The organism is Sphingopyxis jiangsuensis, from assembly GCF_016734905.1.
Taxonomy (GTDB): Bacteria; Pseudomonadota; Alphaproteobacteria; order Sphingomonadales; family Sphingomonadaceae; genus Sphingopyxis; species Sphingopyxis jiangsuensis.
Window position 1 is genome coordinate 616,116 of record NZ_JAERPO010000002.1, and the last position, 25,908, is coordinate 642,023.

Genomic DNA, 25,908 nt, shown 5'->3' on the forward strand with positions numbered 1-25,908 from the left:
GTTGTGTAAAGCGGCGCGACCACCCCTACTTCCCCGCCGCCGTCCCGCCGCCGGTAAACACCCGCACATCCGCCGACAGCCCGGCGATCATGTCGCGCGACGGCTTTTCGTCAAGGGCGATGCGGACGGGGACGCGCTGCGTCACCTTGACCCAGTTGCCCGTCGCATTTTGCGCGGGCAGGACCGAAAATTCGCTGCCCGTCCCTGCCCCGATCGTCAGCACATGGCCGCGCACCTTCAGCCCCGGATAGGCGTCGAAACGGATTTCGGCGCGCTGGCCGACGCGCATGTCGGCAAGGTCGGTTTCCTTGAAATTGGCCTCGACCCACGGACTGGCCGTGTCGACGATCGTCACCGCGGGCAGGCCCGCGACCATCGTCTGGCCGACCTGCAGCCGGTCCGATTGCGCGATACGGCCCGCGCTTGGCGCGCGAACCTCGGTGCGGCCCAGATTGACCGCCGCCTGCGCGCGCTGCACCCGCGCGGCTTCGACCTGCGGATTGATGCCGCTGCCTCCGGTCGCCAGCTTCGCGCGCGCCTCGACCGCGTCGGCCCTCGCCTGCGCCAGGCCGGCGCGCGCCTGGTCGACCGCATGTTTCGCGGCATCATAGGCGGCGCGCGTCGTAAAGCCCTGCTCCATCAGCGCGGCCTGGCGGCGGAAATTGGCCTCGGCAAAGGCGATATCCTCTTCGGCGGCGCGGATGGCGACGCCGGTGGCGGCGAGGCTCGCCGACAGATTGCCGACGTCGACGCGCGCGGCATCGATCGCCGCGTCCGCCTGTGCGACGCTCAGCGCATAGGGTTCGCCGTCGATGCGGAACAATAATTGGCCCGCCGCGACATGCTGTCCGTCGCGCACGGCAACTTCGGTGATGCGTCCGCCGATCTCCGCAGCCACCGAAACCTTGTCCATCTGGACATAGGCATTGTCGGTCGACACCGTTCCGCCGCTCATCAGCCAGTATCCGCCCGCCCCGGCCGCCATCAGCAGCGGCAGGCCGAACATCAGCAGGCGGGTGCGCCAGGCGGGCGCTGCATCGCCGCGCGATGCCGCGTCGGGGGCGGTGGGCGGGACGGGATCGGCTTTCGGCGCTGCGGCGGGGGAGTTCGCATCCTCGGGCCGCGGGCGGCGGGTCAGCTGGTCCATCAGAGCGTCTCTTTCTCTTTCAGGCATTCGCGGCGCGACAGGTTGGCGCGGACGCGCTCGACGAGCGCGGCGAGCTCGTCGCGTTCGGCGTCGCTCAGCCCCTCGGTCGCCTCGGCGACGACGGCCCGCCCGGTGCGGCGCAGATCGTCGAGCAGCGGCTCGGCGAGCGGGGTGAGGTGCAGCAGCCACGCGCGGCGGTCGGTCGGATCGGCGCGGCGCTCGGCAAGCCCCGCCTCTTCCAGCCGGTCGATCATCCGCGACAGGGTGATCGGCTCGACCTCGATAATATCCGCGAGCGGGCCCTGGCGGATGCCGGGGTGCCGCGACAGATAGGACAGCACGCGCCACTGCAACGCGGTGATGCCGCTGTCGCGCGTGCGCGCGTTGAACGCGCGCCGGAACAGCCGCGCGGTGTCGTTGAGCAGAAAGCCGATCGATTCACTCATGGCACCACATATAATAGCAATTGCTACTAAACACAACGCACGCTGCGCGACACCTTCGAAAACATCCGTTTCGGCAGCAACAGCGGCGCCAACGGTTGCACTTCGCTCCATTTCGGGCAGGGTGCGCTCCATGACGCTGACCGCCGACCTTTTCTGGTCCTTCCGCTCGCCGTACAGCTATCTCGCCGTCGGCCGCTATCGTGCGCTCGCGGCGAGCCACGATGTTATGATCAAGCTGCGCCCCGTCTATCCGCTCGCGATCCGCCAGCCCGACTTCTTCGAGCGCAACCACCCCAATTGGCTGAGCTATACGATGCGCGACATGATCCGCGTCGCGCAGTTCCACGGCATCCCCTTCGGGCCGCCGCGCCCCGATCCGATCGTCCAGAATGTGACGACGCGCGCGATCGCAGCCGATCAGCCCTATATCTATCGCCTCACACGGCTGGGGCAGGCGGCAGCGCGACGCGACAAGGGGCTCGCCTTCGCGCATGAGGCGGGGCAGCTGATCTGGGGCGGCGTCGAGGACTGGCACCTTGGCGACCATCTCGCCGGCGCCGCGGGTCGCGCCGGACTCGACCTCGGCGAGCTTGATGCAGAGGTCGTCGCGGATGCCGATGCGCTCGACACTGAGATTGCCGGCAATCAGGTCGCGCTCGAGATCGCGGGCCATTGGGGCGTCCCGACGCTCGTATTCGACGGCGAGCCCTTTTTCGGGCAGGACCGGATAGAGATGGCGAAATGGCGGATGGAGCAAAAGGGACTGCGCGCGCGATGAACGACACGAATTTTTTCGAAGCGCGCGACGGGATTCGCCTTGCTTGGCGCGAAAGGGGCGAGGGGCGGCCGCTGCTCCTGCTCCACGGCCTTTTCTCCAACGCAGAGGTCAATTGGATCAAGTTCGGCACCGCCGACCGGATTGCAGCCGAGGGTTACCGCGTCATCATGCCCGACCTGCGCGTTCATGGGGCGAGCGACGCGCCGCACGACGCGGCGCATTATCCGCCCGATGTCCTCGTCGACGATCTGCGCGACCTGATAGCGCATCTGGGCCTCGACCGCTTCGATCTCGGCGGCTTCTCGCTCGGCGCCCGGACCAGTGTACGCGCGGTCGTCGGGGGCGTCGCGCCGGAGCGGCTGATCCTTGGCGGCATGGGGCTCGCTGGCCTTTCAGGCTGGCAGCGCCGGGGCGATTTCTTTCGCCGCGCGATCGCCGAATATGACAGCGCGAAACGCGGGGACGATACATGGATGGCGATCCAGTTCATGAAAACGATGAAGGTCGACCGCGTCGCTGCCGGGCATCTGCTGAACAGCTTCACCGACACGCCACCTGAAGCACTGGCGGCGATCACCATGCCCACGCTCGTCGTCTGCGGCGAGGACGATCAGGACAATGGTTCAGCGCCCGAACTTGCGGCAACGCTCGCCGACGCGCGGCTCACGACGATCCCCGGAACGCATATGTCGAGCGTGACCGAGCCTGCTCTCGGCGAGGCGATCGCAAGCTTCCTGGCCGCTTGACCGGGCAGGCGGCGCGCGCCAAGCTGTGGCTATCGCGCCGCAGAGCGCATGAAACTTGATTGAGGACGCAACCCCATGAAATCGATGATCTCGACCCTGTCGCTTGCCCTTTCGCTCGCCGTGGCGACGCCGGCGGCGGCGCAAACGGCCGCGCCCACTGTCGCGGACGCCGAAGCCTTTATCGCCGCGGCCGAAAAGGATCTGTTCGACTATACGGTCGAGGCGAGCCAGGTGAACTGGGTCAATTCGACCTATATCACCGAGGATACCGACGCGATGGCGGCGCGCATCAATGCCGTCGGCACCGAAAAGATGGTCAAATATGCGCTCGAAGCTGCCAAATACATGAACGTCGGAGGGCTCAGCGCCGATACGCGGCGCAAGCTCGACATATTGCGCACCGGCCTCGTGCTTCCCGCGCCGACGACGCCGGGCGCCGCGACCGAACTCAACCAGATCGCGACGAACCTGCAGTCGCAATATGGCAAGGGCCGCGGGACGCTCAACGGCAAGGAAATTTCGGGTTCGGACATCGAGGCCGAAATGGGGAATGTCGAACGCACCCCCGCCGAACTCGCTGAAATGTGGACGAGCTGGCACAATCAGGTCGGCGCGCCGATGAAGGACGACTATGCCAAGATGGTCGGCATCGCGAACGAGGGCGCGAAGGAACTGGGCTTTACCGACGTCGGCGCGATGTGGCGCTCTGGCTATGACATGCCGCCCGAAGAATTCGCCAAGACGACCGAGCGGCTGTGGCAGGAAGTCAAGCCGCTCTACATGGCGCTCCACACCTATGTGCGCTCGAAACTCAACGAGAAATATGGTGACGCGATCCAGCCGAAGACGGGTCCGATTCGCGCCGACCTGCTCGGCAATATGTGGGCGCAGGAATGGGGCAACATCTATCCACTCGTCGCGCCGCCGGGAACGGGCGACCTTGGCTATGACATCGGCGAATTGCTGGAGGCGAAGGGCAAGGGCCCGATCGACATGGTCAAGATCGGCGAGAATTTCTATTCGTCGCTGGGGATGGAGCCGCTACCCGAAACCTTTTGGACGCGGAGCATGTTCACCAAGCCCGCCGACCGCGAAGTCGTCTGCCATGCGTCGGCGTGGGATATCGACAATAAGGACGATATCCGCATCAAGATGTGCATCAAGGTGAATGCCGACGATTTCGTCACCATCCACCATGAACTCGGCCATAATTATTATCAGCGCGCCTATAACGAACAGCCGTTCCTATATCTGAACGGCGCGAACGATGGCTTCCACGAGGCGATCGGCGATTTCGTCGCGTTGTCAATCACGCCGCAATATCTCGTCGACATCGACCTGCTCGACAAGGCGAAGGTACCGAGCGCCGACAAGGACATCGGCCTGCTGCTGCGGCAGGCGATGGACAAGGTGGCGTTCCTGCCCTTTGGCCTGCTGATCGACCGCTGGCGCTGGGGTGTGTTCGATGGGTCGATCCAGCCCGCCGATTACAACAAGGCGTGGACCGATCTTCGCACCCAATATCAGGGGATCGTCCCGCCCGCCGAGCGTCCGGCTGACGCCTTCGATCCGGGCGCAAAATATCATATTCCGGGCAACACGCCCTACACGCGCTATTTCCTGGCGCGCGTGCTGCAGTTCCAATTCTATCAGGCGGCGTGCAAGCAGGCGGGGTGGAAAGGGCCGCTCCACCGCTGTTCCTTTTATGGCAACAAGGCGGTCGGCGAGAAGTTGAACGCGATGCTCGAAATGGGCGCGTCAAAGCCGTGGCCCGACGCGCTCGAAGCCTTTACCGGCAGCCGCGAAATGTCGGGCAAGGCGATGGCCGCCTATTTCGCGCCGCTGAAAAAATGGCTCGACGAGCAGAACAAGGGCAAGCCGACCGGGTGGTAAGCAACCGATTGAGACGCACCGATGGCCGGGAAGCAATTCCCGGCCATTCCTCGTCAAACGACCGGCGCTAGGTTCGGCCCTCGGCCGTGGGAGGCACTAGGCTGGACGCCGCCTGTTCTGCCTTGCTTTGCATCGAAGGAAGCCGATCGATTACCGCTTCGCCATGGCCGCCGCGACGGCGAGCGCGCCGAGCAGCGCGAGCGCCATGTCCTTCTGCGCGTCCCACATGTCACCTTGCTGGCCGTTGTAGCGGTCGGCGGTTTCGCCCGCAGCAACGACGGTGAGCAGCCATTCGAGGATTTCGTAGAGGCTCGACAACGCAAGCACGCAGCCAATGGCGACAACCAGCGCGCCGCGTCGGCCCAGCCTGCCCCAACGGCGCGCGACTTCGGCGACGGGGACGATCGACAGCGCGCCGAAAGCGAAATGGACAAGGCGGTCGTAGTGGTTGCGCGTCCAGCCAAGGCTTTCGGAGAGAGTCGTGCCGGTCAGCACGCGCGCCCAATCGTCATAGGGGACGTCGCTGTAGGCGTAGCGTCCGCCGAGCGTGTGCAGCGCGAGGAAAGCGACAACGCACGCGACCGCCGGCGTCGACAGCGGCCAGCGGCGAAGCAGCGCCGGCGACGCGATCAGCAGCAGCATCGTCGGCAGATGCTGGAGCAGCGCGACTTCAGGATAGGGCTGATCGATCTGCGCGACGAGCAGCAGCGCAAGCAGCAGGCCGAGCAGGCGACGCTGCGCGGGGCTCGTCGCCGCCGTCACTCACCCAGTATCTGTTTACGGATCGTCGCCGAATCGCGCGCGCCCCAACGCTGGTTGATGCGGCCGTCGCGACAGTCGAACCATTCCATCGCGAGGACCTCATAGCTTTTGCCGGTTGGCTCAGCGTCGGGATAGGCGATGAAGGGGGCGGCGAAGCGGCCAGTTTCCTTGTAGCGCACGGCGACCTGGTCGCCGTCGACCGCGATCGCCACCGGCTCGAGCCGGCAGCCCATCGCCTCGTGCAACCCTTTCCAGATGTCGAGCGCCCAGTCGAGCGTCGCATGGCCGAGGACGCCCTGGATCCTGGCGTCCTCGGTGAAAATGTCATGCATCGCATCCCAGTCGCCGCGGTTGAAGGCGTCGATATAGGCGCGCACGGCTTTCTCGTTCGGCGACACGGCGATCAGCCCTTCTTCAGGTGGCGCCGTCCGAGCAGTTCGGCGATCTGCACCGCATTGAGCGCGGCGCCCTTGCGAAGATTGTCGCTGACGCACCACAGGTTGAGGCCGTTATCGACCGTCGGGTCTTCGCGCACGCGGCTGACGAAGGTCGCAAAATCGCCGACGCATTCGACGGGGGTGATGTAGCCGCCGTCCTCGCGCTTGTCGTGGAGCACGACGCCGGGGGCTTCACGCAGGATGCGCTGCGCATCCTCTGCCGACAGCTCCTTTTCGGTTTCGATGTTGATCGCTTCCGAATGGCCGACGAAGACGGGCACGCGCACGCAGGTCGCGGTCACCTTGACCTTGGGATCGAGGATCTTCTTGGTCTCGACAACCATCTTCCACTCTTCCTTGGTCGAGCCGTCATCGAGGAACTTGTCGATGTGCGGGATGACGTTGAAGGCGATCTGCTTCGTGAACTTCTGCACATCCTTTTCGTCGCCGACGAATATCTGGCGCGTCTGGTTCCACAGCTCGTCCATCCCCGCCTTGCCCGCGCCCGACACCGACTGATAGGTCGATACGACAACGCGCGTGATGGTTGCGGCATCATGGATCGGCTTCAGCGCCACCACCATCTGTGCGGTCGAGCAGTTGGGGTTCGCGATGATATTCTTTTTGGTGTAGCCGTCGATCGCGTCGGGATTCACTTCGGGCACGATCAGCGGCACGTCGGGATCCATGCGATAGAGCGAGCTGTTGTCGATCACGACGCAGCCCGCCGCCGCGGCCTTGGGCGCATGGATAGCAGTCGCGTCGCTGCCGATGGCGAAAATCGCCATGTCCCAGCCCGACCAGTCGAAATTCTCGATATTCTGGCATTTCACGGTCTTGCCGGTCTCGCCGATCTCGACCTCGTCGCCCTGGCTGCGCGACGAAGCGACCGCTGCCAGTTCGGCAATCGGGAATTCGCGTTCGGCGAGGATGGCGAGGACTTCGCGTCCGACATTGCCCGTCGCACCTGCGACGACGATCCGGTAACCCATGAAAATGTCCTTTGTCTTGGCGTGAAACGAAAAACGGCCGGCTCTGCCTGTTGGCGGAACCGGCCGTTTTGGAAAGCTGTTTCGGCTTTGTGGAGGAGAAGCTCTCCTTAGCCCTCGGCTTCCGACCGGTAATCGCGGCGTTCCGCAATACGCGCCGATTTACCGGTGCGGCCGCGCAGATAGTAAAGTTTCGCGCGGCGGACGGCGCCCTTGCGGACGACGGTAATCGAATCGATGTTCGGCGAATAGAGCGGGAAAACGCGCTCGACACCTTCGCCGAACGACAGTTTGCGTACGGTGAAGTTGGAGCCCATGCCCTTGTTCGAACGCGCGATGCACACGCCTTCGAAATTCTGGACGCGGGTGCGTTCGCCTTCGACCACGCGCACGCCGACGCGCAGCGTGTCGCCGGGGCGGAAGGTCGGAATGTCTTTGCCAGCCTTGGCGATTTCTTCGGCTTCGATCGTCTGGATGAGGTTCATGCCCCTAGTCCTTCTTCTTTTGCCGCGCGCCAGAGGCAGGTCGGTCCCGAGCATCGATATGACGCTCCCAAAGGTCCGGCCTGCGTAACCGTGTGTCGTCCTCCGCCTGGTGTTTCCGCCAGGCGGCGATCTTCGCATGATCCCCCGATCGCAGCACTTCGGGGATCGTGCGCCCTTCCCAAGTGACGGGCCGGGTATAGTGCGGATATTCGAGCAGACCGTGTTCGAACGATTCGTCGTCGCCGCTTGAAGCCGCGCCCATTACGCCGGGAAGCAGCCGAATGCAAGCGTCGAGCAGCATCAGCGCCGCCATCTCGCCCCCCGACAAGATGATGTCGCCAATCGAAAGCTGCTCAATGGGCCTTGCGTCGAAGATGCGCTCGTCGAACCCCTCGAACCGCCCGCAAAGGATGATCGCACCAGGGCCGACGGAAAGTTCGCGGATGCGCGCCTGCGTCACCGGTGCGCCGCGCGGCGTCATCGCGACGATAGGAAGCCCCGGATGCACCGCCGTCGCATGGTCGATCGCGGCGCCGAGCACATCGGCCTTGAGCACCATCCCCGCGCCGCCGCCCGCGGGCGTATCGTCGACGGTGCGGTGCTTATCGGTCGCAAAATCGCGGATCTGCACGGGCGCGCACGACCACACCCCCGCCTCAAGCGCGCGGCCCGCCATACTGTGCCCCAGCGGGCCGGGGAACATGTCGGGATAAAGCGTCAGCGGAACGGCGGCGAATGTCATGATGCGAGCCGCCATAGCGGCTGCGCGCGCAAGAAGCGATTCCCCCCGCGCGTCGCCCTGTCAGTCCCAGCGCACCCCCGCTTGCGGCGCTGTGTCGACATCGAGCGTGAAGACGTCGGGGCGGCTATAATGGCCGTCGACATCGAGCGCCGCGAGCGCCTCGCCGATCATAGACAGGTCCAGCGTCGCCGACAGATGCTCCTCGCCCTCACCCGCCGTGGCCAGCACCGTCGCGTCGGGCGCGACGATCAGGCTGCCGCCGCGGTTGAGTGGTCCGTCAGGCATCGCGCGGATCAGCGCCTCGGCCTCGGCATCGCCGCCGACGCGCGCGAGGCCGTCGAGGAGGTCGGCGCGCGCCTGTACCAGCCCGGCAGCAAGAACGAAGCACCGCCCCTCGAACGCATAGTGGCGCGACGCAATGGCATAGGTTTCACGCACTGTCGGCCAAGCGGCGACATGCACCGCTTCGCCGCGATTGTGCATCGCCGCGCGCGCGAGCGGCATCCAATGCTCCCAACAGATGAGGCTGCCGACCGCGCCGAAGGGTGCCTGATGGACGTCGAGCGTCGACCCGTCGCCGCGCGCCCAGATCAGCCGTTCGCCATGCGTCGGAACGAGCTTGCGGTGGAGGAGCGGTGGCGCGCCGGGACGGAAAAGAATCTGCGTGTTGCAAAGGCTCGACCGCACGCGCTCGTGCGCGCCAATCGACACGAGCACCCCGCGGTCGGCGACATCCTGCAACGGCGCGAAGCGCGGATCGTCTTGGCGCACGGCCTGATCGAGCAGGATGCGGTGGAGCGCCCGCGTGCCCGGATGGTCCCACAGCGCGGCGCCCGGCGCCTCGTCGAGCCAGAGCGGATAGCCGCCGAGGAAGGTTTCGCCAAATGCGACAATCTGCGCGCCGGCGTCCGCCGCGCGCCGCGCATGGTCGGCAGCGGCAGCGATGCCGTCGCCGATCGCGAGCGGAATCGGGGCGGCCTGGACGATGGTGGCGTGAAGCTGGGTCATCGCGCCTTCATGGCACAGCGCCACGCGCTGGCAAGAGGGCTATGCGTCGCTAGCCCAGCGGCTCCCATATCGCGGCGGGCGAACGGTCGCGGTCGCGGTCCATTTCGGCGTGGAGCCATTCGCGGAAGCGCTCGATCTTGCGGACGCCGGCCCGGCCCTCGCGGTGGACAAGCCACGTCGCGCTGCCGGTATGATAGAACGTGTCGAACGGCTGGACGAGCCGCCCCGCATCGATTTCGGCCCGCCAGATCAGCGGAGTCATCATCGCGATGCCGAAGCCGCTCTGCACCGCCGACGCCTCCTGAAGCTGGCTGTCGAGTTCGATGCCGCGCCGCTGCGGCGGCGGCGACGTGTCGACCCCTGCTGCCGCGAGCCAGCCCGCCCACCACGGATCATTCGGCGCGAGCCGCTCGACGCGCAGCAGGTCGGCGGGCTGCTCGATATGGTTGGCGTCGCGAAACGATGGCGCGCAGATCGGCGAAACATGGCCGCGAAACAGGAAATCGGCGCGCAGCCCCGGCCACCCGCCCGGCCCCATGCGGATCGCAACATCGACGCTCGACGCGTTGAAATCGACGAGCGCGTTCGACATCGACAGGCGGACCGCGAGGTCGGGAAAGGCGAGCTGGAACGCGCCGATGCGCGAGGCGAGCCACCCGCCGCCGAAGCTTGTCACGGCATTGATCGTCAGCACATCGGTCTCGTCGCTGCCCAGCGACGCAAAGGCATCACCCATTGCCGCAAAGGCCGAGCTGATCGCGGGGAGCAGGCGCTGCCCCGTTTCCGACAGCCGCACGCGACCCTTTTCGCGGACGAACAGCGGGCGGCCGAGGCGATCCTCCAATTGACGCACCTGATAGCTGACCGCCGCCTGCGTCATCCCCAGTTCCTCTGCCGCGCGCGAAAAATTTTCCAGCCTGGCTGCGGCCTCGAACGCGCGGACGGCGGCAAGCGGCGGAATTTTCGTCATGCCGATCATCATAAGCTGTCCTTATGAGAAGCGCCACAGCTTTTGTTGGCAAGCGGCGCGCGAAAGGCGCAAATGGATCGTCATCGGACAAGCAGGAGAAGACCGATGATGGACGAAAATTTTATGCGCGTCTGGGTCGCAGGCCACGGCCAGCTCAGCGCCGATATTGACCGGCTGGTACGCAAGTCCGTGGCGGCGTTCGACCGCTTCGCCGAACTGGTGACGCCGAGCCACCGCGAAGGCGCCGACACCTATTTCGTGCGGGTCGCCGAATGCTGCAAATCAATCGGCCGGGCGGCCACGCGAAAGCGGGCGCGCGCGCGCTGAACGCGCTGTGTCAGTCGGCAAATGCCGGATCGATCGTCACGCCCGCGTCATCCCATGCCGTGACCGCCTGCGCGGTCATCGGGACCATGAAGCGTTTGCCATCGGGCTTCTCGATTTCGAGGATGTCGCCCGCGCCGAAATTTTCGACCGCGACGACGTGGCCGACGGGCGCTCCGTCGGTGGAGGTGCAGGCAAGCCCGATCAGGTCGTGATGATAATATTCGCCGGGACCGAGCGGCGGCAGCGCCGAGCGCGGAACGGTCAGAAGCGTGCCGCGCAATGCCTCGGCAGCGCTGCGGTCGGTCAGCTCGGCAAAGCTTGCGACCGCGCCCTGATTGGCGGGGCGCACCGACGTCAGGGTCAGCTTGCGCGGCCCCGCATCGAATGTGGAAAAGGCGCGGAGAGCATCCGCGCCTTCGCCGAACAATTTGAGGCGCACCTCGCCCCGTACCCCGTGCGCACCGGCAATGGCGGCAAGGGTGACGGGGCGGTCGGCGTTCACCAAGGCGGTTAGCCTTCGGCCTTTTCTTCGCCGGCGTCTTCGGCCGGGGCTTCTTCGCCCTCGGCAGCGACGGGGCCGCCTTCGGCGACTTCTTCGGCGATCGCGGTTGCGTCTTCGGCAGTCGCGTCGACGGGAACTTCGTCGGCGACCGCATCGGCAACGGCTTCGGCGGTTTCTTCGGTCTTCACCGAACCCGTGGCATCCGATTCGGCCGTAACCTCTTCGGCGGGAGCTTCTTCAGCGGGAGCCTCTTCAACCGGGGCTTCTTCAGCCGGAGCGGCGGCGGCAGCCTTTGCGGCCTCTTCGGCCTCAGCCAGCTTCGACGCCTTTTCTTCGGCGCGTTCCTTGGCCTTTTCGCCCGGAACCGCCTTGTTGGGGTTGTTGCGCGCGGCGCGTTCCTTGATGCCCGCGGCGTCGAGGAAGCGGGCAACGCGGTCGCTCGGCTGCGCGCCGACGCTCAGCCAGTGCGTCGCGCGCTCGGCGTCAAGCTTGACGCGCTCCGGATTGTCCTTGGCGAGCAGCGGGTTGTAGCTGCCGATGCGTTCAATGAAGCGGCCGTCGCGCGGGCTGCGCGAATCGGCGACGACGATCTTGTAATAGGGGCGCTTTTTCGAACCGCCGCGCGAGAGGCGAATGGAGGTAGCCATGATATTTTCCTTCTAAGTCTAACTGGATTGTCTGGATTATTTCTTCTTGTTCATCAGGTTGGCGAGATCGGGCGGAATCGCTCCGCCGCCGAGCCCGGGCAGACCGCCGCCCATGCCTCCCATGCCGCCGCCAAGACCGGGCATTCCGGGGATGCCGCCGCCGCGCCCGAACAGCGCGCCGAGCCCCTTGAGCCCGCCCATTTTGCGGATTTTCTTCATCGCGGTGGACATTTCCTGGTGCATCTTGAGCACCTTGTTCACCTGTTGCACCGTCGTGCCCGACCCGTTGGCGATGCGGATCTTGCGTTTGGCGTTGATGATTTCGGGCTTTGCGCGCTCCTTGCGCGTCATCGACCCCATGATCGCATCCATATGGACGAGCACCTTGTCGTCGGCGCCGCTTTGCGCCATCGCCGCCTGCGCCTTTTTGAGGCCGGGGATCATCCCCGCGAGCGCGCCGAGCCCGCCCATGCGGCGCATCTGGTTCAATTGGCTGCGAAGATCGTCGAGGTCGAACTGACCCTTCGCCATCTTCTTGGCCATCGCCTCGGCCTCGTCGGCCTGGATCGTCTCGGCGGCGCGTTCGACGAGGCTAACGACGTCGCCCATGCCGAGAATGCGGCCCGCGATGCGCGACGGCTGAAAGAGTTCGAGCCCGTCGAGCTTTTCGCCGGTGCCCGCGAACTTGATTGGCTTGCCGGTGACCGCGCGCATCGACAGCGCGGCGCCGCCGCGCGCGTCGCCGTCCATGCGGGTCAGGACGACGCCGGTGAGCGGCACCTGTTCGGTAAAGCGCTGCGCGACCTGCACCGCGTCCTGACCTGTCAGGCTATCGACGACGAGCAGCGTTTCGGCGGGGTTCGCCGCGCGCGATACCGCCTGCATTTCGTCCATCAGCTGTTGGTCGACGTGGAGGCGGCCCGCGGTGTCGAGCATCAGCACGTCGTAGCCCTGAAGCTTCGCCGCCTGCAGCGCACGGTTCGCGATTTCGGTCGGCTGCTGGCCCGCGACGATCGGCAGCGTCGCGACGTCGATCTGCGTGCCGAGGACGGCGAGCTGTTCCTGCGCGGCGGGGCGATTGACGTCGAGCGACGCCATCAGCACCTTCTTGCGCTCCTTGTCCTTGAGCCGCTTCGCAATCTTTGCGGTCGTCGTCGTCTTGCCCGAGCCTTGCAGACCGACCATCATGATCACCGCGGGCGGCGCGACATTGAGGTCGAGCTCGGCGGTTTCCGAGCCGAGCATCTCGGTCAGCGCGTCGCTGACGATCTTGACGACCTGTTGCCCCGGCGTGACCGATCGCAGGACATTCTGGCCGATCGCGAGTTCGGTGACCTGATCGACGAAACTGCGCACGACGGGCAGCGCGACATCGGCCTCGAGCAAGGCGATTCGCACTTCGCGCATCGCCGCGCGCACGTCCGCCTCGGTCAGCGCGCCGCGACCGCGGAGCTTCCCGAAAACATCGCCAAGCCGATTGCTCAGACTGTCGAACATGCGCCGTTTGCACCCTTCTGACATGCCGCAACGCAAAAGACGCCGGTGAGCGAAACCTCGCCAACCAGCGGCTATCCGTGGACAGACGTTTCCGTCGCGGATGTCGTATCTGTCCGCCCGCAAGATGCGGCCGGACGCGGCGCCTTTACGCAAAAGCGCAAAGAAAGGCAAGGCCGCACGACGCTCGCGCGCACCGCCGCCGCGGTAACGCACTTAACGCAAATTTCATCGCTGCCCGCCATAAAAGGCACAACAGTGGGAAAAGAATCTATGACTTCAGACATCCGGCCGCGAGATCGCAGCGAAGCCGCCCGGCGTGACGTCCTGACCGGCGGTATCGTGGTCGCGGCCATCCTGCTCTTCGTCGGCACCGGCAGCAATCTGATGCACGCGCTCGTGCAGAGCCTGATCGGGCTGGGCGGCGGACCCGACAAAGTGCTGGCGGCGGCGCTGATCCTGAACGTCGCGCTGATCCTGTTCGGGTGGCGGCGATACGAGGATCTGAACCGCGAAATTCGCGAGCGGACCGAGGCCGAAAAGCGCGCGCGCTATCTGGCCGATACCGACCCGCTGACCGGGTTCCTGAACCGGCGCGCCTTGCTCGTCGCCGGGCAGCAGCTGATCGCGAAATCGGCGGTTGAAGGTCGGCAGGTTGCGCTGTTCCTGCTCGACCTCGACCATTTCAAGACCGTCAACGACATCCACGGCCATGTCGCGGGCGACCGCGTGCTGCAGGTCGCCGCCGAGCGCATCAGCACCGTCCTGCCGCCGAGCGCCACCAAGGCGCGCCTCGGCGGCGACGAATTCGTCGCGCTGTTGCCCTTCGAGCCCGGCGCGCGTGCGACGATCGACGCGCTCGCCGCACAGCTCGTCGCGGCACTCGAGGATTCGGTGACGCACGACGCGCAGCAGATCCGCATCGGCGCATCGCTGGGCATCGCGCTCGCCAACGATGCGAGCATAACGATGGACACGATGGTGCGGCAGGCCGACATCGCCATGTACCATTGCAAGGACCAGGGTCGGAACCGCTATTGCTGGTTCGAGATGGGCATGGAAATGGCGGTGCAGGTCCGCAACCAGATCGAAACGGGCATCCGCAGCGGCATGCCGCGCGGCGAGTTCGTCCCCTATTTCGAGCCGCAGGTCGATATCGCCAGCGGCCGTCTGGTCGGGTTTGAAATGCTGATGCGCTGGGATTCGCCCGAATATGGCATGATCCCGCCCGAACGCTTTATCCCGATTGCCGAAGAGAGCGGGCTGATCGGCGAATTGTCGCTGCAGGTCATCCGTAGCGCGATGGACATCGCCAAGGGCTGGGACCCGTCGATCATGCTCGCGGTGAATATCTCGCCGCAGCAGTTGAAGGACCCCTGGTTCAGCCAGAAGCTGACCAAGCTGCTCGTCGAGGCGGGCTTTCCCGCAAGCCAGCTCGAGGTCGAGATTACCGAAAGCAGCCTGTTCGAGAACCTGCCGCTGGTCCGCTCGATCGTCACCAGCCTGAAAAATCAGGGCGTGTCGCTGAGCCTCGACGATTTCGGAACCGGCTATAGCTCGCTGTCGCACCTGCGCGCGCTGCCGTTCGACCGGATCAAGATCGACCGCAGCTTCGTCGCCGCGATGCGCGACAGCGCCGATGCGCAAGCCATCGTCGTCGCCATCGTCCGGCTCGGCGAAAGCCTTGCGATGCCGATCACCGCCGAGGGCGTCGAGGACGAGGCGACGGCGATCGAACTCACCCGCCTCGGCTGCACCAAGGGACAGGGCTGGTTCTATGGCCGGGCCGCGTCGGCGGGCGACACCGCGGCGCTGCTCGCCGAGCGCGGGTTGCTGCGTGCGCCCGCGATGCCTGAAGGCGGCGTTGCGAAGCCCGACGCCGAACCGCTGCGCAAGAGCGCCTGACCCGACCCATCGCTAGACTTCGCGGCGCCGCGCCCTTACATGCGCGGCTATGGCAGACCGCTTCACCAAGATGCACGGACTCGGCAACGACTTCGTCGTGATCGACGCGCGCGAGGCAGCGGTCGAAATGACCGCGGCGCGCGCGCACGCGATTGCCGATCGCCGTCACGGCATCGGTTGCGACCAGCTGATCCTGCTCGAACCGTCGACCAGCGCCGACGTGAAGATGCGCATCTTCAACGCCGACGGCGGCGAGGTCGAGGCGTGCGGCAACGCGACGCGCTGCGTCGCGACCTTGCTCGCGCAGCCCGCGGTGATCGAGACGCTGGGCGGGATGCTGCGCGTCAGCCCCGCCGATGGCGGCGCCGAAGTGACGCTGGGCGAACCCGTGTTTGACTGGGAGCATATCCCGCTCGCGATGCCGATGGACACGCGCGACATGCCGGTCGCATGGGACGAGCTGGAACATGGCGCAGGCGTTAACGTCGGCAATCCGCATATCGTCTTTTTTGTGCCCGAAGCCGACGCTGTGCCGCTCGCCGACCTGGGGCCGCGAATCGAAACCGACCCGCTGTTTCCTGAGCGCGTCAACGTCAATGTCGCGAGCCTCGACGGCGAGAATCAGCTGCAACTTCGCGTCTGGGAGCGCGGCGTGGGCCTCACCCAGGCGTGCGGCACCGGCGCCTGCGCGACGGCGGTCGCGGCGATCCGCGCGGGGCTGGTCCAGTCGCCGGTCACCGTCTCGCTCCCCGGCGGCGACCTCCTCATCCGCTGGGCGCCCGGCGAGCCGATCGTGATGACCGGCGCGGCGACGCGCGTGTTCGAGGGCGAGACCGACTGGGCGCGCTTCGGATGAGCAATTCGGTCGCCGACCGGCATCGGGTCGTCAATTTCGGGTGCCGGCTCAACATCGCCGAGGGTGAAGCGGTTCGCACCGCGCTGCGCGACGCGGGCGCGTCCGACACCATCGTCTTCAACAGTTGTGCAGTGACCGATGAGGCGGTGCGTCAGGCGCGGCAGGCGGTGCGCCGCGCGCTACGCGAACATCCCGATGCCGAGGTGGTGGTGACAGGATGCGCGGCGGAACTCGAGGCCGGGCGTTTCGAAGCGATGGGCGCACTGGTCGTGGCGAACGATGCGAAGGGGCTGACGCAAAGCTACGCAAATATCGGTGTGTCCCCGCGCAGGCGGGGACCCAGCACCGGCGCGCTCCAAATAGCACCGGCCAGAGATCGACCTCCGCCTTCGCGGGGGAACATGGATTCTTACACACCCACACCCAAATCCTATACCCCCGCCCTCTCCGGCGCCGATCATGCGCGCGCCTTCCTGGGCGTGCAGACCGGCTGTTCGCACAGCTGCACCTTTTGCGCGACCGTGCTTGCGCGCGGGACCGCGCGGTCGGCGACGGTTGATGCCGTCGTCGAGGCCGCGCGCACCGCGCTCGCGCGCGGACAGCGCGAGATCGTGCTCACCGGCGTCGATCTTGCGAGCTATGGCGACGACAGCGGGACGAGTCTTGCATCGCTCGTCGAGGCGCTGCTCGCGCTGCCCGTCGAGCGGCTGCGCCTCTCCTCGCTCGACCCCGACCGCGTCGACGATGCGCTGTTCGCGCTGCTCACCCAAGAGCCGCGAATCATGCCGCACGTCCATCTGTCGCTGCAAGCGGGCGACGATATGGTGCTGACGCGCATGAAGCGCCGCCATCGCCGCGCCGATGCCGTGCGGCTCGTCGAGCGGCTCAAGGCGGCGCGTAGTGAAATCGCGATCGGCGCCGACCTGATCGCGGGCTTTCCCACCGAGGATGACAGCATGTTTGCCAACAGTCTGGCGCTGATCGACGATTGCGACATCGTCTTCGGCCATATCTTTCCGTACAGCCCGCGCGCCGGAACGCCCGCCGCGCGCATGCCGCAGGTCGGGCGCCGCGTCGCGCGCGACCGCGCCGCGACCTTGCGCGCGGCCAATGCGCGGCGGCGCCATCGCTGGCTCGACGCGCAAGCTGGTACGATGACGCAGATGCTCGTCGAGCGCGACGGGATGTGCGGCCATGCCGAGAATTTTGCCGCGCTGACGCTGGCCGCACCCGCCGCGCCGAACAGTATAGTGCCAGTGCGCCTTCGCGCGCGCGACGGCGAGCGCATGATCGCCGAAAGCATCGCAGCATGAGCGGGGCGAGCTGGAGCGAGCGGCTGCTCGGCGGGCTTCGCCGCACGTCGGAGCGGCTCGGCGAAAATCTGTCGGGACTGACCGGCAAGTCGCGGCTCGACGACGACGACCTCGACCGGATCGAGGAGGCGCTGATCACCGCCGACCTTGGCCCCGCGATGGCGGCGCGCATCCGCGATCGCCTGTCCGAGCGCCGCGACGTAGCGGCGAACGGCACCGAGGAGCTCCGCCGCGTCGTCGCCGACGAGATTGCGGCGGTGCTGCGCCCGGTCGCCGAACCGCTGGAAATCGACGCCTTTCCGCGCCCGCAGGTCATATTGGTGATCGGCGTCAACGGGTCGGGCAAGACGACGACCATCGCCAAGCTCGCGCACCTGTTCCAGGAACAGGATTATGGCGTAATGCTCGTCGCGGGCGACACCTTTCGCGCCGCCGCGATCGGGCAATTGAAGGTCTGGGCCGAACGCCTCGGCGTGCCGATTATGGCGGGCCCCGAAGGCGGCGACAGCGCGGGCATCGTCTTTGACGCGGTGAAGCAGGCGACGGCGACGGGCATCGACGTGCTGATCGTCGACACCGCTGGACGCCTGCAGAACAAGCGCGAGCTGATGGACGAGCTTGCCAAGATCAAGCGCGTCCTCGGCCGCCTCAACGCCGCCGCGCCCCACGACGTGGTGCTCGTGCTCGACGCGACGACGGGGCAGAATGCGCTGTCGCAGATCGACGTTTTTCGCGAGGTCGCGGGCGTTACCGGGCTCGTCATGACCAAGCTCGACGGCACCGCGCGCGGCGGGGTCCTCGTCGCCGCGGCCGAGCGCCACGGGCTGCCCATCCACGCAATCGGCATTGGTGAGACGATGGAGGATCTGCGCCCCTTCGACGCCGACGAGATCGCCGCCATCATTGCAGGAAATATCCGATGACCGCCCCCGACATGCCGCCCACCGGCCCCGAGCCCGTCCCCGCGCCGCCGCGCGCGCAGCACGGCTGGCTGAACTTTGCGATCGACTTCGGACCGCTGCTCGTCTTTTTCGTCGCCTATAAGTTCGCATCGGAAGGCGACGGCGCCTTTGCCGCGACGACCGCCGCGATCAAGGGCACACTCGCGTTCATGGTCGCGATTATCGTCGCTATGGCGGTGTCGAAGTGGAAGCTGGGCAAAATTTCGCCGATGCTGTGGATGTCGAGCGTGCTCGTACTCGGTTTCGGTGCGCTGACCATCTGGTTCCATGACGAGCGCTTCATCGTGATGAAGCCGACGATCATCTATGGCGCCTTTGCCCTGCTGCTGCTCGGCGGCTGGTGGCTGAAGCGCCCGATGCTCAAATATCTGCTCCAGTCGGCGCTCGAAGGGCTGACCGAAAAGGGCTGGCTGTTGCTGTCGCGGAACTGGGGAATTTTCTTCGGCGCGCTCGGCATCGCAAACCACGTGATGTACGAACTGATCCAGACCGATCGCATGAGTTTCGACCTGTGGCTCACGATCAAGGTCTGGGGCGTCACCGCCCTCTCCTTCATCTTCACGCTGACGCAGGTCCCGGTGATGTTGAAGAACGGCCTTTCGGTCGCCGAGGACACCTCCGACAAGCCCGCTTGAGCCTTTCCTTTCGCGCTGGCATAGCATCGCCACGGCACCGGGTCGCACCGCGCGCCGAACGATAAGGAGGGGAATGCAAATGGGGAAGTTTTTCGGAAATCTTCACGCCGTTCTGGGTACCGGGCTGGTGTTCGCGATCGTGCTGATGCTGGGCCTCAATGGCCAGAATTTCGACGATGGCGTCGCCGCGGGCAATGCCATCATGCGCTGGCTGCACACCTTTTTCGGCGTACTATGGATCGGGTTGCTTTATTATTTCAACTTCGTCCAGATGCCGACGATGCCGAAAATTCCGGCCGAACTAAAACCTGCGGTCGGCAAGCATATCGCGCCCGCCGCGCTCTTCTGGTTCCGCTGGGCAGCCGCCGCGACGGTGATCTTCGGTCTCGCCATCGCCTTTCACGCCCAATATGCGGTTCCCGCGCTGACGTTGCAGGACCCCTATAAGCTGATCGGCGTCGGCATGTGGCTGGGGCTGATCATGGCTTTCAACGTCTGGTTCGTGATCTGGCCGAACCAGAAAAAGGCGCTGGGCATCGTTGAGACCGATGACGCGACGAAGGCCAAGGCGGCACAAACCGCGATGATCTTTTCTCGAACGAACACCTTGCTGTCGATTCCCATGCTCTATGCGATGGTGAACGCCAACCACGGGTGATGTGACGATCCTCCCTGTCGCGAAACGATGGGGAGGTGGCAGCCCGAAGGGCTGACGGAGGGGCTTTGGCGCAACCTCGCCGCCCCTCCACCATCGCCTACGGCGACGGTCCCCCTCCCCATGGCTTCGCCACAGGGAGGATTTATTCATCCCTCCACCGCTGCCTTGTGCATGCGGCCGTTCATCACATAATGGGCGACGCCCATCTGCATGCCCGCGGCCTGCGCGTCGTCGATCTCGCGCACCCGTCGCGCCGGGGTCCCGGCCCACAGTTCGCGGTCAGGGATTTCCTTATTCTCGGTGAGCAACGCGCCCGCGGCGAGCATCGCGTCGCTGCCGATGCGGCAGCCGTTCATTACCGTGGCCTTCAGGCCGACAAAAGCACGGTCGGCGAGCGTGCAGCCATGCACCATCGCCAAATGTCCGATCAGCACATCTTCGCCGATGATCGTCGGAAAGCCGTCGGGATGGAAAGGAGTCGGGCCGTCGCAGTGCAGGATGCTGCCGTCCTGGATGTTCGAGCGCGCGCCGATGCGGATATGGCTGACATCGGCGCGCAGCACGCAATTATACCAGATACTGACGTCGGGACCGATCACCACATCGCCGATGATCCGGCATCCCGGCGCGATGAAGGCGCTGGGATCGATCTGCGGCGTCTTGCCATTGACGCTGATGATGCTGATGTCACTCCGGGTCATTCGTAGCTTCCGATCACGTTTTTCCAGATCAGCACTGGCAGGGTCGAGGCATAATCGTCGGTCCAGCGCGTGAACCCCTTGCGCGCCGCAAGCGGAACCCAAGTGCCGTCTTCGGCGCTCAGATTGCGCGCCTTCGTCCCGCCGGTCAATTGCTCGAGCCGCTGCGGTGTCGCCGTCAGCGCAACCCAGCTCGACCCGGTCAGGTCGCCGAACTCGCCCTCGGGATCGGGGGTCGGGTCAATCCGGATCGCGGCCGACCAGCCGCGTGCCTTGGCCTCGGCGGCCAATACCGGCTCCAGCCCGAAAAAGCGGTTCGAAATATGAATCAACAGATAGCCGTCGGGTTTGAGCGCGCGCGCATAGACGCCGATCGCTTCTTCGGTCAGCAGGTGCAGCGGGATGGCGTCGGACGAAAAGGCGTCGATTACCAAAATGTCGAACTGCGCCGCTGGTCCCTTTGCTATCTGCAGCCGCGCATCGCCGATGACAATCGGTGTGTCGCCCGCGCAGTTCGAAAGGAAGGTGAATTTCTGCGGGTCGCGGGCGATGTCGGCCATCACGGGGTCGATCTCGTAAAACGTCCAGCTCTGGCCCGGACGGCGATAGCAGGACAGCGTCCCGGCGCCGAGCCCGACGATCCCCACCGACGCATCCGGCCCCGCCAGCGCCTCGGCCTTGTCGAGCGCCAGGCCGACGCCCGATTGGTGCCCGTAATAGGTTGTCGGCTCGCGCTCCTTCCCGGGCTCGGTACTTTGCAGGCCGTGGAGTGTCGTGCCGTGCGCGAGCCGCCGCTGCATGCGATAAGCGTCGTCGGTGACCGAATAGACGCCGAAATAGCTGCGCACCCGCGTCCCGTCGAGGCTGACCTTCACCGTATCCCAGCCGCCGACGCCGATCATCAACAGCAGCAGCGTAGAGACATAGGCCCAGCGCCATGCGGATACGAGCAAGCCCACCGCGACGATTGTCAGGCCCCACAGCGCCGTGTCCGTTTCGAACGCCCCCGACCAGCGCTGGACCATGTTCCAGCAGGCGAAGGCTGCTAGGACGACGAGCAGCAAGACGAGCCGCCGCGTTTGCTGCGGCGAGGCCTTGATCCACTCGTTCCACGGGAAAAGCGCGGGCAACGGCAGCAACAGCGCCGCCGCGACGATCAGCAACGGATGTTCGTAAACCCAGTCGAATAGCAGCGGCGCAACCAGCGCGGCAAACAGGCCGCCAAGCACCCCGCCCGCCGACATGACCAGGTAGAAAAGCGTCAGGTGCCGCGGCGCGGGGCGAAGATGATAGAGATAGCCGTGGAGCGCGGTCGCGACGACAAAAAGCATCGCAAGACTGGCGAGCGCCACCATCATCGTTCCGCCGGCCGAGCTGAGCAGCGCGAGCGCGCCAACCATCAGCAGCATCGTCGGCGCGATCGTCGTGACGACCTGCGTCGCGCGGTCCATCGTGGAAAAGGCAATGACGAAGCTGAGCAGGTACAGGCCGAGCGGCAGCACCCACAGCAGCGGCATCGCGACGATGTCGGTCGTCAGATGCGTCGTCGTCGACAGCATCAGGCCCGACGGAACCGCCGCGATGAACAGCCAGTGGAGCATCCGTCGCGACGTCGGTGCCGGCTCGGCTGGTTGTTTGACATCCGAGTCCACTGCCTCCGGGTGCGCGCTCCAACGCGCCCAGCCACTTGCGGCGACCAGCAGCAGCAGCGCCGCATAACCCGCGGTCCATCCCCAGCTTTGCGTCGCCAGCGGAAGATTGGGCTCGACCAGTGCCGGATAGCTGATCAACCCGGCAAAGCTGCCGAGGTTCGACGCGGCGTAGAGGTAATAAGGGTCGCCCGCGCGCGCATCTGCGGCAAACCAGCGCTGCATCAGCGGTGCCTGCGCCGAAACGACGAAGAATACCGGTCCGATCGACGCGAGAAGCAGCAGCGGAACCCACAGCACCTCCTGTCCCGCCGCCGGCGGCGCGATCTGCGCAATTCCGATCGGAAGCCAGAGCGCGGCCACAAGGAAGAGCGCAACGTGGATCATCGCCTGCCGCCGCAGCGCGAAACGTCCAAGCCAGTGCGCATAGGCATAGCCGCCGAGCAGCAACGCCTGATAAACGAGCATCGCGCTGTTCCACACCGCCGGCGCGCCGCCCAATTTGGGGAGCACCATCCGCGCGACCATCGGCTGGATCTGGAAAAGCAGGAAGCTGCCGACCAAGATGGTCAGCACGAAAAGCCAGCGCCGTGTCGCAACCGCGCTCATGCGTGCCCCCAGCTTGCCCGGTCGAGCGAATAGGCCACATGCGGACGCAACGGATCGCCCTCGGTCAGCCTGGGATGGTCGAAATCGCAAGTCTCGGCGTGCTGCATTCCCAATCGCTCCATCACCGCCCGGCTGCGGACATTGCCCCGCCATGTGATTGCCCACACGGCTTCGTCAGCCAAATTGTCGAAAACCCACGCGACGGCGGCCTTTGCCGCCTCGGTCGCATAGCCGCGACCCCAGCAATCGCTTGCCAGCCGCCAACCGATTTCGGGTTTGTCGGCGACCGGCCCCACGCTCCCGCGGATTGCCCCACACCATCCGATCAGCCGCGCGTCGTCGCGCCGTTCGAGCGCCCAGAAGCAATGGCCGTGCGCCGCATCGATCCCGCGCATCCGCTCGATGAGCGCGGCGGTCTGTTCACTGTCGAGCGGCGGCCCGAGCGTCGCCATGACCGCAGGATCGCTGCAGATCGCCTGAAAGGGCACGACGTCGTCATCGCGCCACGGACGCATCAGGAGCCGCTGGGTTTCGATCATGCGCCGAGAATCCGCGCCGCATGCAGCGCGTGGTAGCTGAGCACGCCCGCCGCGCCGGCGCGGCGAAACGCGAGCAGGGTTTCGAGGACGAGCGCGTCGCGGTCGCCCGCTCCGGCTGCGGCCGCGGCCTCGATCATCGCATATTCGCCCGAAACCTGATAGGCATAGACGGGCACCGCGAAATGGTCCTTCACCGCGCGCACGACGTCGAGATAGGGCAGGCCCGGCTTGACCATCACGCTGTCGGCGCCTTCAGCCAGGTCGGCCTCGACCTCGCGCAGCGCCTCTTCGACATTGGCGGGGTCCATCTGATAGGTCTTCTTGTCGCCTTTCAGCAGCCCGCGCGAGCCGACCGCATCGCGGAAGGGGCCGTAAAAGGCCGAGGCATATTTGGCGGCGTAGCTCATGATCTGGACGTGGGTGAACCCTTCCATCTCGAGCGCCTCGCGGATCGCGCCGACGCGGCCGTCCATCATGTCGCTGGGCGCGATGATGTCGGCACCCGCACGCGCCTGGTTGAGCGCTTGCCCCACCAGCACGTCGACCGTCTCGTCATTGAGCACATAGCCGCCCTCGTCGACCAGCCCGTCCTGCCCGTGGCTGGTATAGGGGTCGAGCGCGACGTCGGTGAGAACGCCGATGGCGTCGCCAAGCGCATCCTTGACCGCCGCTGTCGCGCGGCACATCAGATTGTCGGGATTGAGCGCCTCTGCCCCGTCGTCGCTGCGCCGACCGGCTTCGGTATAGGGGAAAAGCGCGATGCAAGGGATTCCGGCCGCGACGGCGTCCTTTGCACGTTCGACGATGCGGTCGACCGACCAGCGCGACACGCCCGGCAAGCTCGCGATCGGTTCCTCGGTCGCGGTGCCGGGGCAGACGAAGAGCGGCCAGATCAGGTTCGACGGCGCCAGATGCGTCTCGCGCACCATCGCCCGGCTCCAGCCGGTGCGGCGCGTCCGGCGCAGGCGCAGGTCGGGGAAAGCGGCGTTGGTCATCGCGCGTCCATAGCCGCGCTTTGCCGCGCCGCAAACGGATATTGGCGCGAACCCGCGGCGCTCAGATGCCGTCGCCGATCCGCTTTGCCGTCACGTCGGCGAGCGAGCCGAGCTTGGGCCCCTCCACCTGTTTCGGCGCGATCGGGGTGAGCGCGGCGCCCGGTTCGATCGCGGTGAGCTGACGGATGCGCGCGCGGAAATCGGCGAGTTCCTTGCCCTCGAGCGCCGCGCGCGTCACGAAGGTCACCGACGACGGGTTGACCGCGCGCCCGTTGCGGTAAAGCTCGTAATGGAGGTGCGGCCCCGTCGAGAGGCCGGTCGAGCCGATGTAGCCGATGACCTGCCCGCGGCTGACCCGCTGCCCCGCACGCACCGCGACGCGGCTCATATGTCCATAGCCGGTGCCGAGACCGCCACCGTGGTTGAGCCGGACATAATTGCCATAACCGCCGTTGCGCCCCGCCATCGCAACGACGCCGTCGGTTACGGCATAGATGGGCGCACCATAGCCGCCGCCGAAGTCGATGCCGCTGTGCATCCGGCGATAGCCGAGAATCGGGTGACGCCGCATCCCGAACGTCGAGGTAACACGGCCGTTCGTCGGGCGCGCCATGCCGCCGCGCTGTTCGCCGACGCCCGACGCCTCGAACCACTGGCTGCGTCCGTCCTTCTTCCATTCGAGCATCGACAGCTTCGGCCGACCGTTGCGGATCAACCCGGCGTAGAGGAGCTTGCCCGTCTCGCTCTCGCCCGTTTCGGCACGGCGATAATCGACGACGATGTCATATTCATCGTTGGCGCGGATGTCGCTGCCGACCGATATCTGCTTTCCTATGACGCGCAGATAGGCCTGGATCGCCTCGGGCGGCGCTCCCGCCGCGCGCGCCGAGCGATACAGGCTGTCGCCGACGCGGCCGCGGATACGCAGCGGCGTGTTGTCCACCGCAATCGGGATGCTCCGCATGACGAGACGCCCGTCGATCCGCTCCATCTCGATTCGGAGGTCGAAGCGCGCACGCATCGCCAGCGCGTCGACCGGGCGCGGCATCGTGCGCGCGGCGCGGCGCCCCAGGATCAGGTCGATGCGCGTTCCCGCCGCAATATCGGCAAGCGGCACCGCGCCCGAAACCTGGCTTGCAAGCGCCTGCGCCTCGGCGCTGCCGACGCCTGCACGTTCGAGGACGCGCGCAAAGCTGTCGCCGCGGCCGAGCGTAGCCGTCAGTTCGATCTGCGGGCGTTCGGGTGTCTGCGTCAGCGGGCGCACCGCATCGGTCGCCGCCATATGCCGCCCCGTGTCGCCGCCGAACGCGAGCGGCACGATCATCTGCGCGCGCGCCTCGTTGAAATCGGCGGCGTCGAGCGCGGGCGCGGTCGGCGCCGCAAGTGGCCGGATGCCGGGGAAGGTCGCGATCGCGCTGCCGCAGAGCAGCGTCAACGTCGCGAGGCCGCGCCACCATTCGCGCGAGCCGATATCGTTACCAAGGTCGGGAACAAGGTCGAGCTGCGCCAGCCGTTCACGCCACGACAGCAGAGGGGGCGCTTTTGCGTCACCCGATCGCAAGGGAATCGCCTGCGACATCGTGAGGGCGGCAGCATTGCCGGACATCCCCGCGATGGGTTCGTGACGCTGGAACAAGATATTACCCCCGCTCGACGAGCCCCCCGGCCCGGCCGCTCAATTCATATTACCGCCGCTTTGTCTGTAAACAAAGGCCG

At 66.1% G+C, this 25,908-nt stretch carries 26 protein-coding genes and 1 pseudogene; 10 read left to right on the forward strand and 17 right to left on the reverse strand.

Features of this window, described 5'->3' with window-relative positions; genetic code table 11:
* Positions 1-25: 25 nt before the first annotated feature.
* Together JI743_RS09630 and JI743_RS09635 are read right to left on the reverse strand one after the other, a co-directional pair.
* Positions 26-1,147 carry an HlyD family secretion protein gene (locus JI743_RS09630; RefSeq protein WP_201928096.1) on the reverse strand — a complete coding sequence of 374 codons (1,122 nt, stop codon included), beginning with the start codon at positions 1,145-1,147 and terminating at the stop codon, positions 26-28.
* Positions 1,147-1,593: a MarR family winged helix-turn-helix transcriptional regulator gene (locus tag JI743_RS09635; RefSeq protein ID WP_201928097.1), complete on the reverse strand. Its 447-nt coding sequence runs from the start codon at positions 1,591-1,593 to the stop codon at positions 1,147-1,149. The genes JI743_RS09630 and JI743_RS09635 overlap by 1 nt, the downstream gene beginning before the upstream one ends.
* Positions 1,594-1,723: 130 nt before the next feature.
* Here JI743_RS09635 and JI743_RS09640 point away from each other — a divergent pair, with 130 nt between their 5' ends.
* The 3 genes from JI743_RS09640 to JI743_RS09650 all read left to right on the forward strand — a co-directional run bounded on the left by JI743_RS09640 (position 1,724) and on the right by JI743_RS09650 (position 5,010).
* Positions 1,724-2,371, forward strand: coding sequence for a 2-hydroxychromene-2-carboxylate isomerase (locus JI743_RS09640; RefSeq protein WP_201928098.1), 648 nt, complete (start codon positions 1,724-1,726; stop codon positions 2,369-2,371).
* A complete protein-coding gene (locus tag JI743_RS09645) occupies positions 2,368-3,117 on the forward strand; it encodes an alpha/beta fold hydrolase (protein WP_201928099.1) in 750 nt (249 codons plus the stop codon). The genes JI743_RS09640 and JI743_RS09645 overlap by 4 nt, the downstream gene beginning before the upstream one ends.
* 75 nt (positions 3,118-3,192) lie before the next feature.
* Entirely contained in the window at positions 3,193-5,010 is a 1,818-nt protein-coding gene (locus JI743_RS09650) for a M2 family metallopeptidase (RefSeq protein WP_201928100.1), read from the forward strand.
* 150 nt (positions 5,011-5,160) lie between these two features.
* Here the strand turns inward: JI743_RS09650 and JI743_RS09655 are convergent, their stop codons facing one another.
* The 7 genes from JI743_RS09655 to JI743_RS09685 all read right to left on the reverse strand — a co-directional run bounded on the left by JI743_RS09655 (position 5,161) and on the right by JI743_RS09685 (position 10,403).
* Positions 5,161-5,772, reverse strand: a complete 612-nt coding sequence (locus JI743_RS09655; RefSeq protein WP_201928101.1) for a DUF2238 domain-containing protein — start codon at positions 5,770-5,772, stop codon at positions 5,161-5,163.
* Positions 5,769-6,170 carry an ester cyclase gene (locus JI743_RS09660; protein WP_201928102.1) on the reverse strand — a complete coding sequence of 134 codons (402 nt, stop codon included), beginning with the start codon at positions 6,168-6,170 and terminating at the stop codon, positions 5,769-5,771. Before JI743_RS09660 ends, JI743_RS09655 begins: the two co-directional genes overlap by 4 nt.
* Before the next feature lie 5 nt (positions 6,171-6,175).
* The gene (locus tag JI743_RS09665) at positions 6,176-7,201 is read right to left on the reverse strand and encodes an aspartate-semialdehyde dehydrogenase (RefSeq protein WP_201928103.1); all 1,026 of its coding nucleotides are present in this window, start codon (positions 7,199-7,201) and stop codon (positions 6,176-6,178) included.
* A gap of 107 nt (positions 7,202-7,308) precedes the next feature.
* Positions 7,309-7,683, reverse strand: coding sequence for a 50S ribosomal protein L19 (gene rplS / locus JI743_RS09670; RefSeq protein ID WP_201928104.1), 375 nt, complete (start codon positions 7,681-7,683; stop codon positions 7,309-7,311).
* Between the two features lie 4 nt (positions 7,684-7,687).
* Positions 7,688-8,425, reverse strand: a complete 738-nt coding sequence (gene trmD / locus JI743_RS09675) for a tRNA (guanosine(37)-N1)-methyltransferase TrmD (RefSeq protein ID WP_201928105.1) — start codon at positions 8,423-8,425, stop codon at positions 7,688-7,690.
* A 60-nt stretch (positions 8,426-8,485) separates the two neighbouring features.
* Positions 8,486-9,433, reverse strand: a complete 948-nt coding sequence (locus JI743_RS09680) for a carbon-nitrogen hydrolase family protein (RefSeq protein WP_201928106.1) — start codon at positions 9,431-9,433, stop codon at positions 8,486-8,488.
* Positions 9,434-9,482: 49 nt separating this feature from the next.
* Positions 9,483-10,403 carry a LysR substrate-binding domain-containing protein gene (locus JI743_RS09685; RefSeq protein ID WP_201928736.1) on the reverse strand — a complete coding sequence of 307 codons (921 nt, stop codon included), beginning with the start codon at positions 10,401-10,403 and terminating at the stop codon, positions 9,483-9,485.
* Between the two features lie 108 nt (positions 10,404-10,511).
* Between JI743_RS09685 and JI743_RS09690 the strand changes: the two genes are divergently transcribed.
* Complete coding sequence (locus tag JI743_RS09690; protein ID WP_201928107.1) at positions 10,512-10,730, forward strand: hypothetical protein; 219 nt, start codon at positions 10,512-10,514, stop codon at positions 10,728-10,730.
* 10 nt (positions 10,731-10,740) lie between these two features.
* On the opposite strand, the gene rimM is transcribed toward JI743_RS09690, so the two are convergent.
* From rimM to ffh, 3 genes and pseudogenes are all read right to left on the reverse strand, one after another.
* Entirely contained in the window at positions 10,741-11,232 is a 492-nt protein-coding gene (rimM, locus tag JI743_RS09695; RefSeq protein WP_201928108.1) for a ribosome maturation factor RimM, read from the reverse strand.
* A 206-nt stretch (positions 11,233-11,438) separates the two neighbouring features.
* Positions 11,439-11,879: pseudogene (gene rpsP, locus JI743_RS09700) on the reverse strand (30S ribosomal protein S16); the annotation flags it as partial.
* Positions 11,880-11,915: 36 nt separating this feature from the next.
* Positions 11,916-13,376, reverse strand: coding sequence for a signal recognition particle protein (gene ffh, locus JI743_RS09705; protein ID WP_201928110.1), 1,461 nt, complete (start codon positions 13,374-13,376; stop codon positions 11,916-11,918).
* A 270-nt stretch (positions 13,377-13,646) separates the two neighbouring features.
* Here ffh and JI743_RS09710 point away from each other — a divergent pair, with 270 nt between their 5' ends.
* The 6 genes from JI743_RS09710 (at position 13,647) to JI743_RS09735 (ending at position 19,702) form a co-directional block, all read left to right on the forward strand.
* Positions 13,647-15,278, forward strand: a complete 1,632-nt coding sequence (locus JI743_RS09710) for a putative bifunctional diguanylate cyclase/phosphodiesterase (RefSeq protein WP_201928111.1) — start codon at positions 13,647-13,649, stop codon at positions 15,276-15,278.
* 49 nt (positions 15,279-15,327) lie between these two features.
* Positions 15,328-16,134 (forward strand): diaminopimelate epimerase, encoded by an 807-nt coding sequence (dapF, locus tag JI743_RS09715; RefSeq protein ID WP_201928112.1) that lies wholly within the window; start codon positions 15,328-15,330, stop codon positions 16,132-16,134.
* Positions 16,131-17,447, forward strand: a complete 1,317-nt coding sequence (locus JI743_RS09720) for a MiaB/RimO family radical SAM methylthiotransferase (protein WP_201928113.1) — start codon at positions 16,131-16,133, stop codon at positions 17,445-17,447. Before dapF ends, JI743_RS09720 begins: the two co-directional genes overlap by 4 nt.
* Positions 17,444-18,370 carry a signal recognition particle-docking protein FtsY gene (gene ftsY / locus JI743_RS09725; protein WP_201928114.1) on the forward strand — a complete coding sequence of 309 codons (927 nt, stop codon included), beginning with the start codon at positions 17,444-17,446 and terminating at the stop codon, positions 18,368-18,370. Before JI743_RS09720 ends, ftsY begins: the two co-directional genes overlap by 4 nt.
* On the forward strand, positions 18,367-19,044 hold the full coding sequence (locus JI743_RS09730) for an inner membrane-spanning protein YciB (protein ID WP_201928115.1): 678 nt from the start codon (positions 18,367-18,369) through the stop codon (positions 19,042-19,044). The genes ftsY and JI743_RS09730 overlap by 4 nt, the downstream gene beginning before the upstream one ends.
* Positions 19,045-19,123: 79 nt before the next feature.
* Positions 19,124-19,702, forward strand: a complete 579-nt coding sequence (locus tag JI743_RS09735) for a urate hydroxylase PuuD (protein WP_201928116.1) — start codon at positions 19,124-19,126, stop codon at positions 19,700-19,702.
* 146 nt (positions 19,703-19,848) lie between these two features.
* On the opposite strand, the gene JI743_RS09740 is transcribed toward JI743_RS09735, so the two are convergent.
* The 5 genes from JI743_RS09740 to JI743_RS09760 form a co-directional block, all read right to left on the reverse strand.
* Positions 19,849-20,403: a gamma carbonic anhydrase family protein gene (locus tag JI743_RS09740; RefSeq protein ID WP_201928117.1), complete on the reverse strand. Its 555-nt coding sequence runs from the start codon at positions 20,401-20,403 to the stop codon at positions 19,849-19,851.
* Positions 20,400-22,658, reverse strand: a complete 2,259-nt coding sequence (locus tag JI743_RS09745) for a spermidine synthase (RefSeq protein WP_201928118.1) — start codon at positions 22,656-22,658, stop codon at positions 20,400-20,402. Before JI743_RS09745 ends, JI743_RS09740 begins: the two co-directional genes overlap by 4 nt.
* Entirely contained in the window at positions 22,655-23,197 is a 543-nt protein-coding gene (locus JI743_RS09750) for a GNAT family N-acetyltransferase (RefSeq protein WP_201928119.1), read from the reverse strand. Before JI743_RS09750 ends, JI743_RS09745 begins: the two co-directional genes overlap by 4 nt.
* Positions 23,194-24,192: a porphobilinogen synthase gene (gene hemB / locus JI743_RS09755; protein WP_201928120.1), complete on the reverse strand. Its 999-nt coding sequence runs from the start codon at positions 24,190-24,192 to the stop codon at positions 23,194-23,196. The genes JI743_RS09750 and hemB overlap by 4 nt, the downstream gene beginning before the upstream one ends.
* A gap of 61 nt (positions 24,193-24,253) precedes the next feature.
* Positions 24,254-25,771: a M23 family metallopeptidase gene (locus JI743_RS09760; RefSeq protein WP_236659852.1), complete on the reverse strand. Its 1,518-nt coding sequence runs from the start codon at positions 25,769-25,771 to the stop codon at positions 24,254-24,256.
* Between the last annotated feature and the right edge of the window lie 137 nt (positions 25,772-25,908).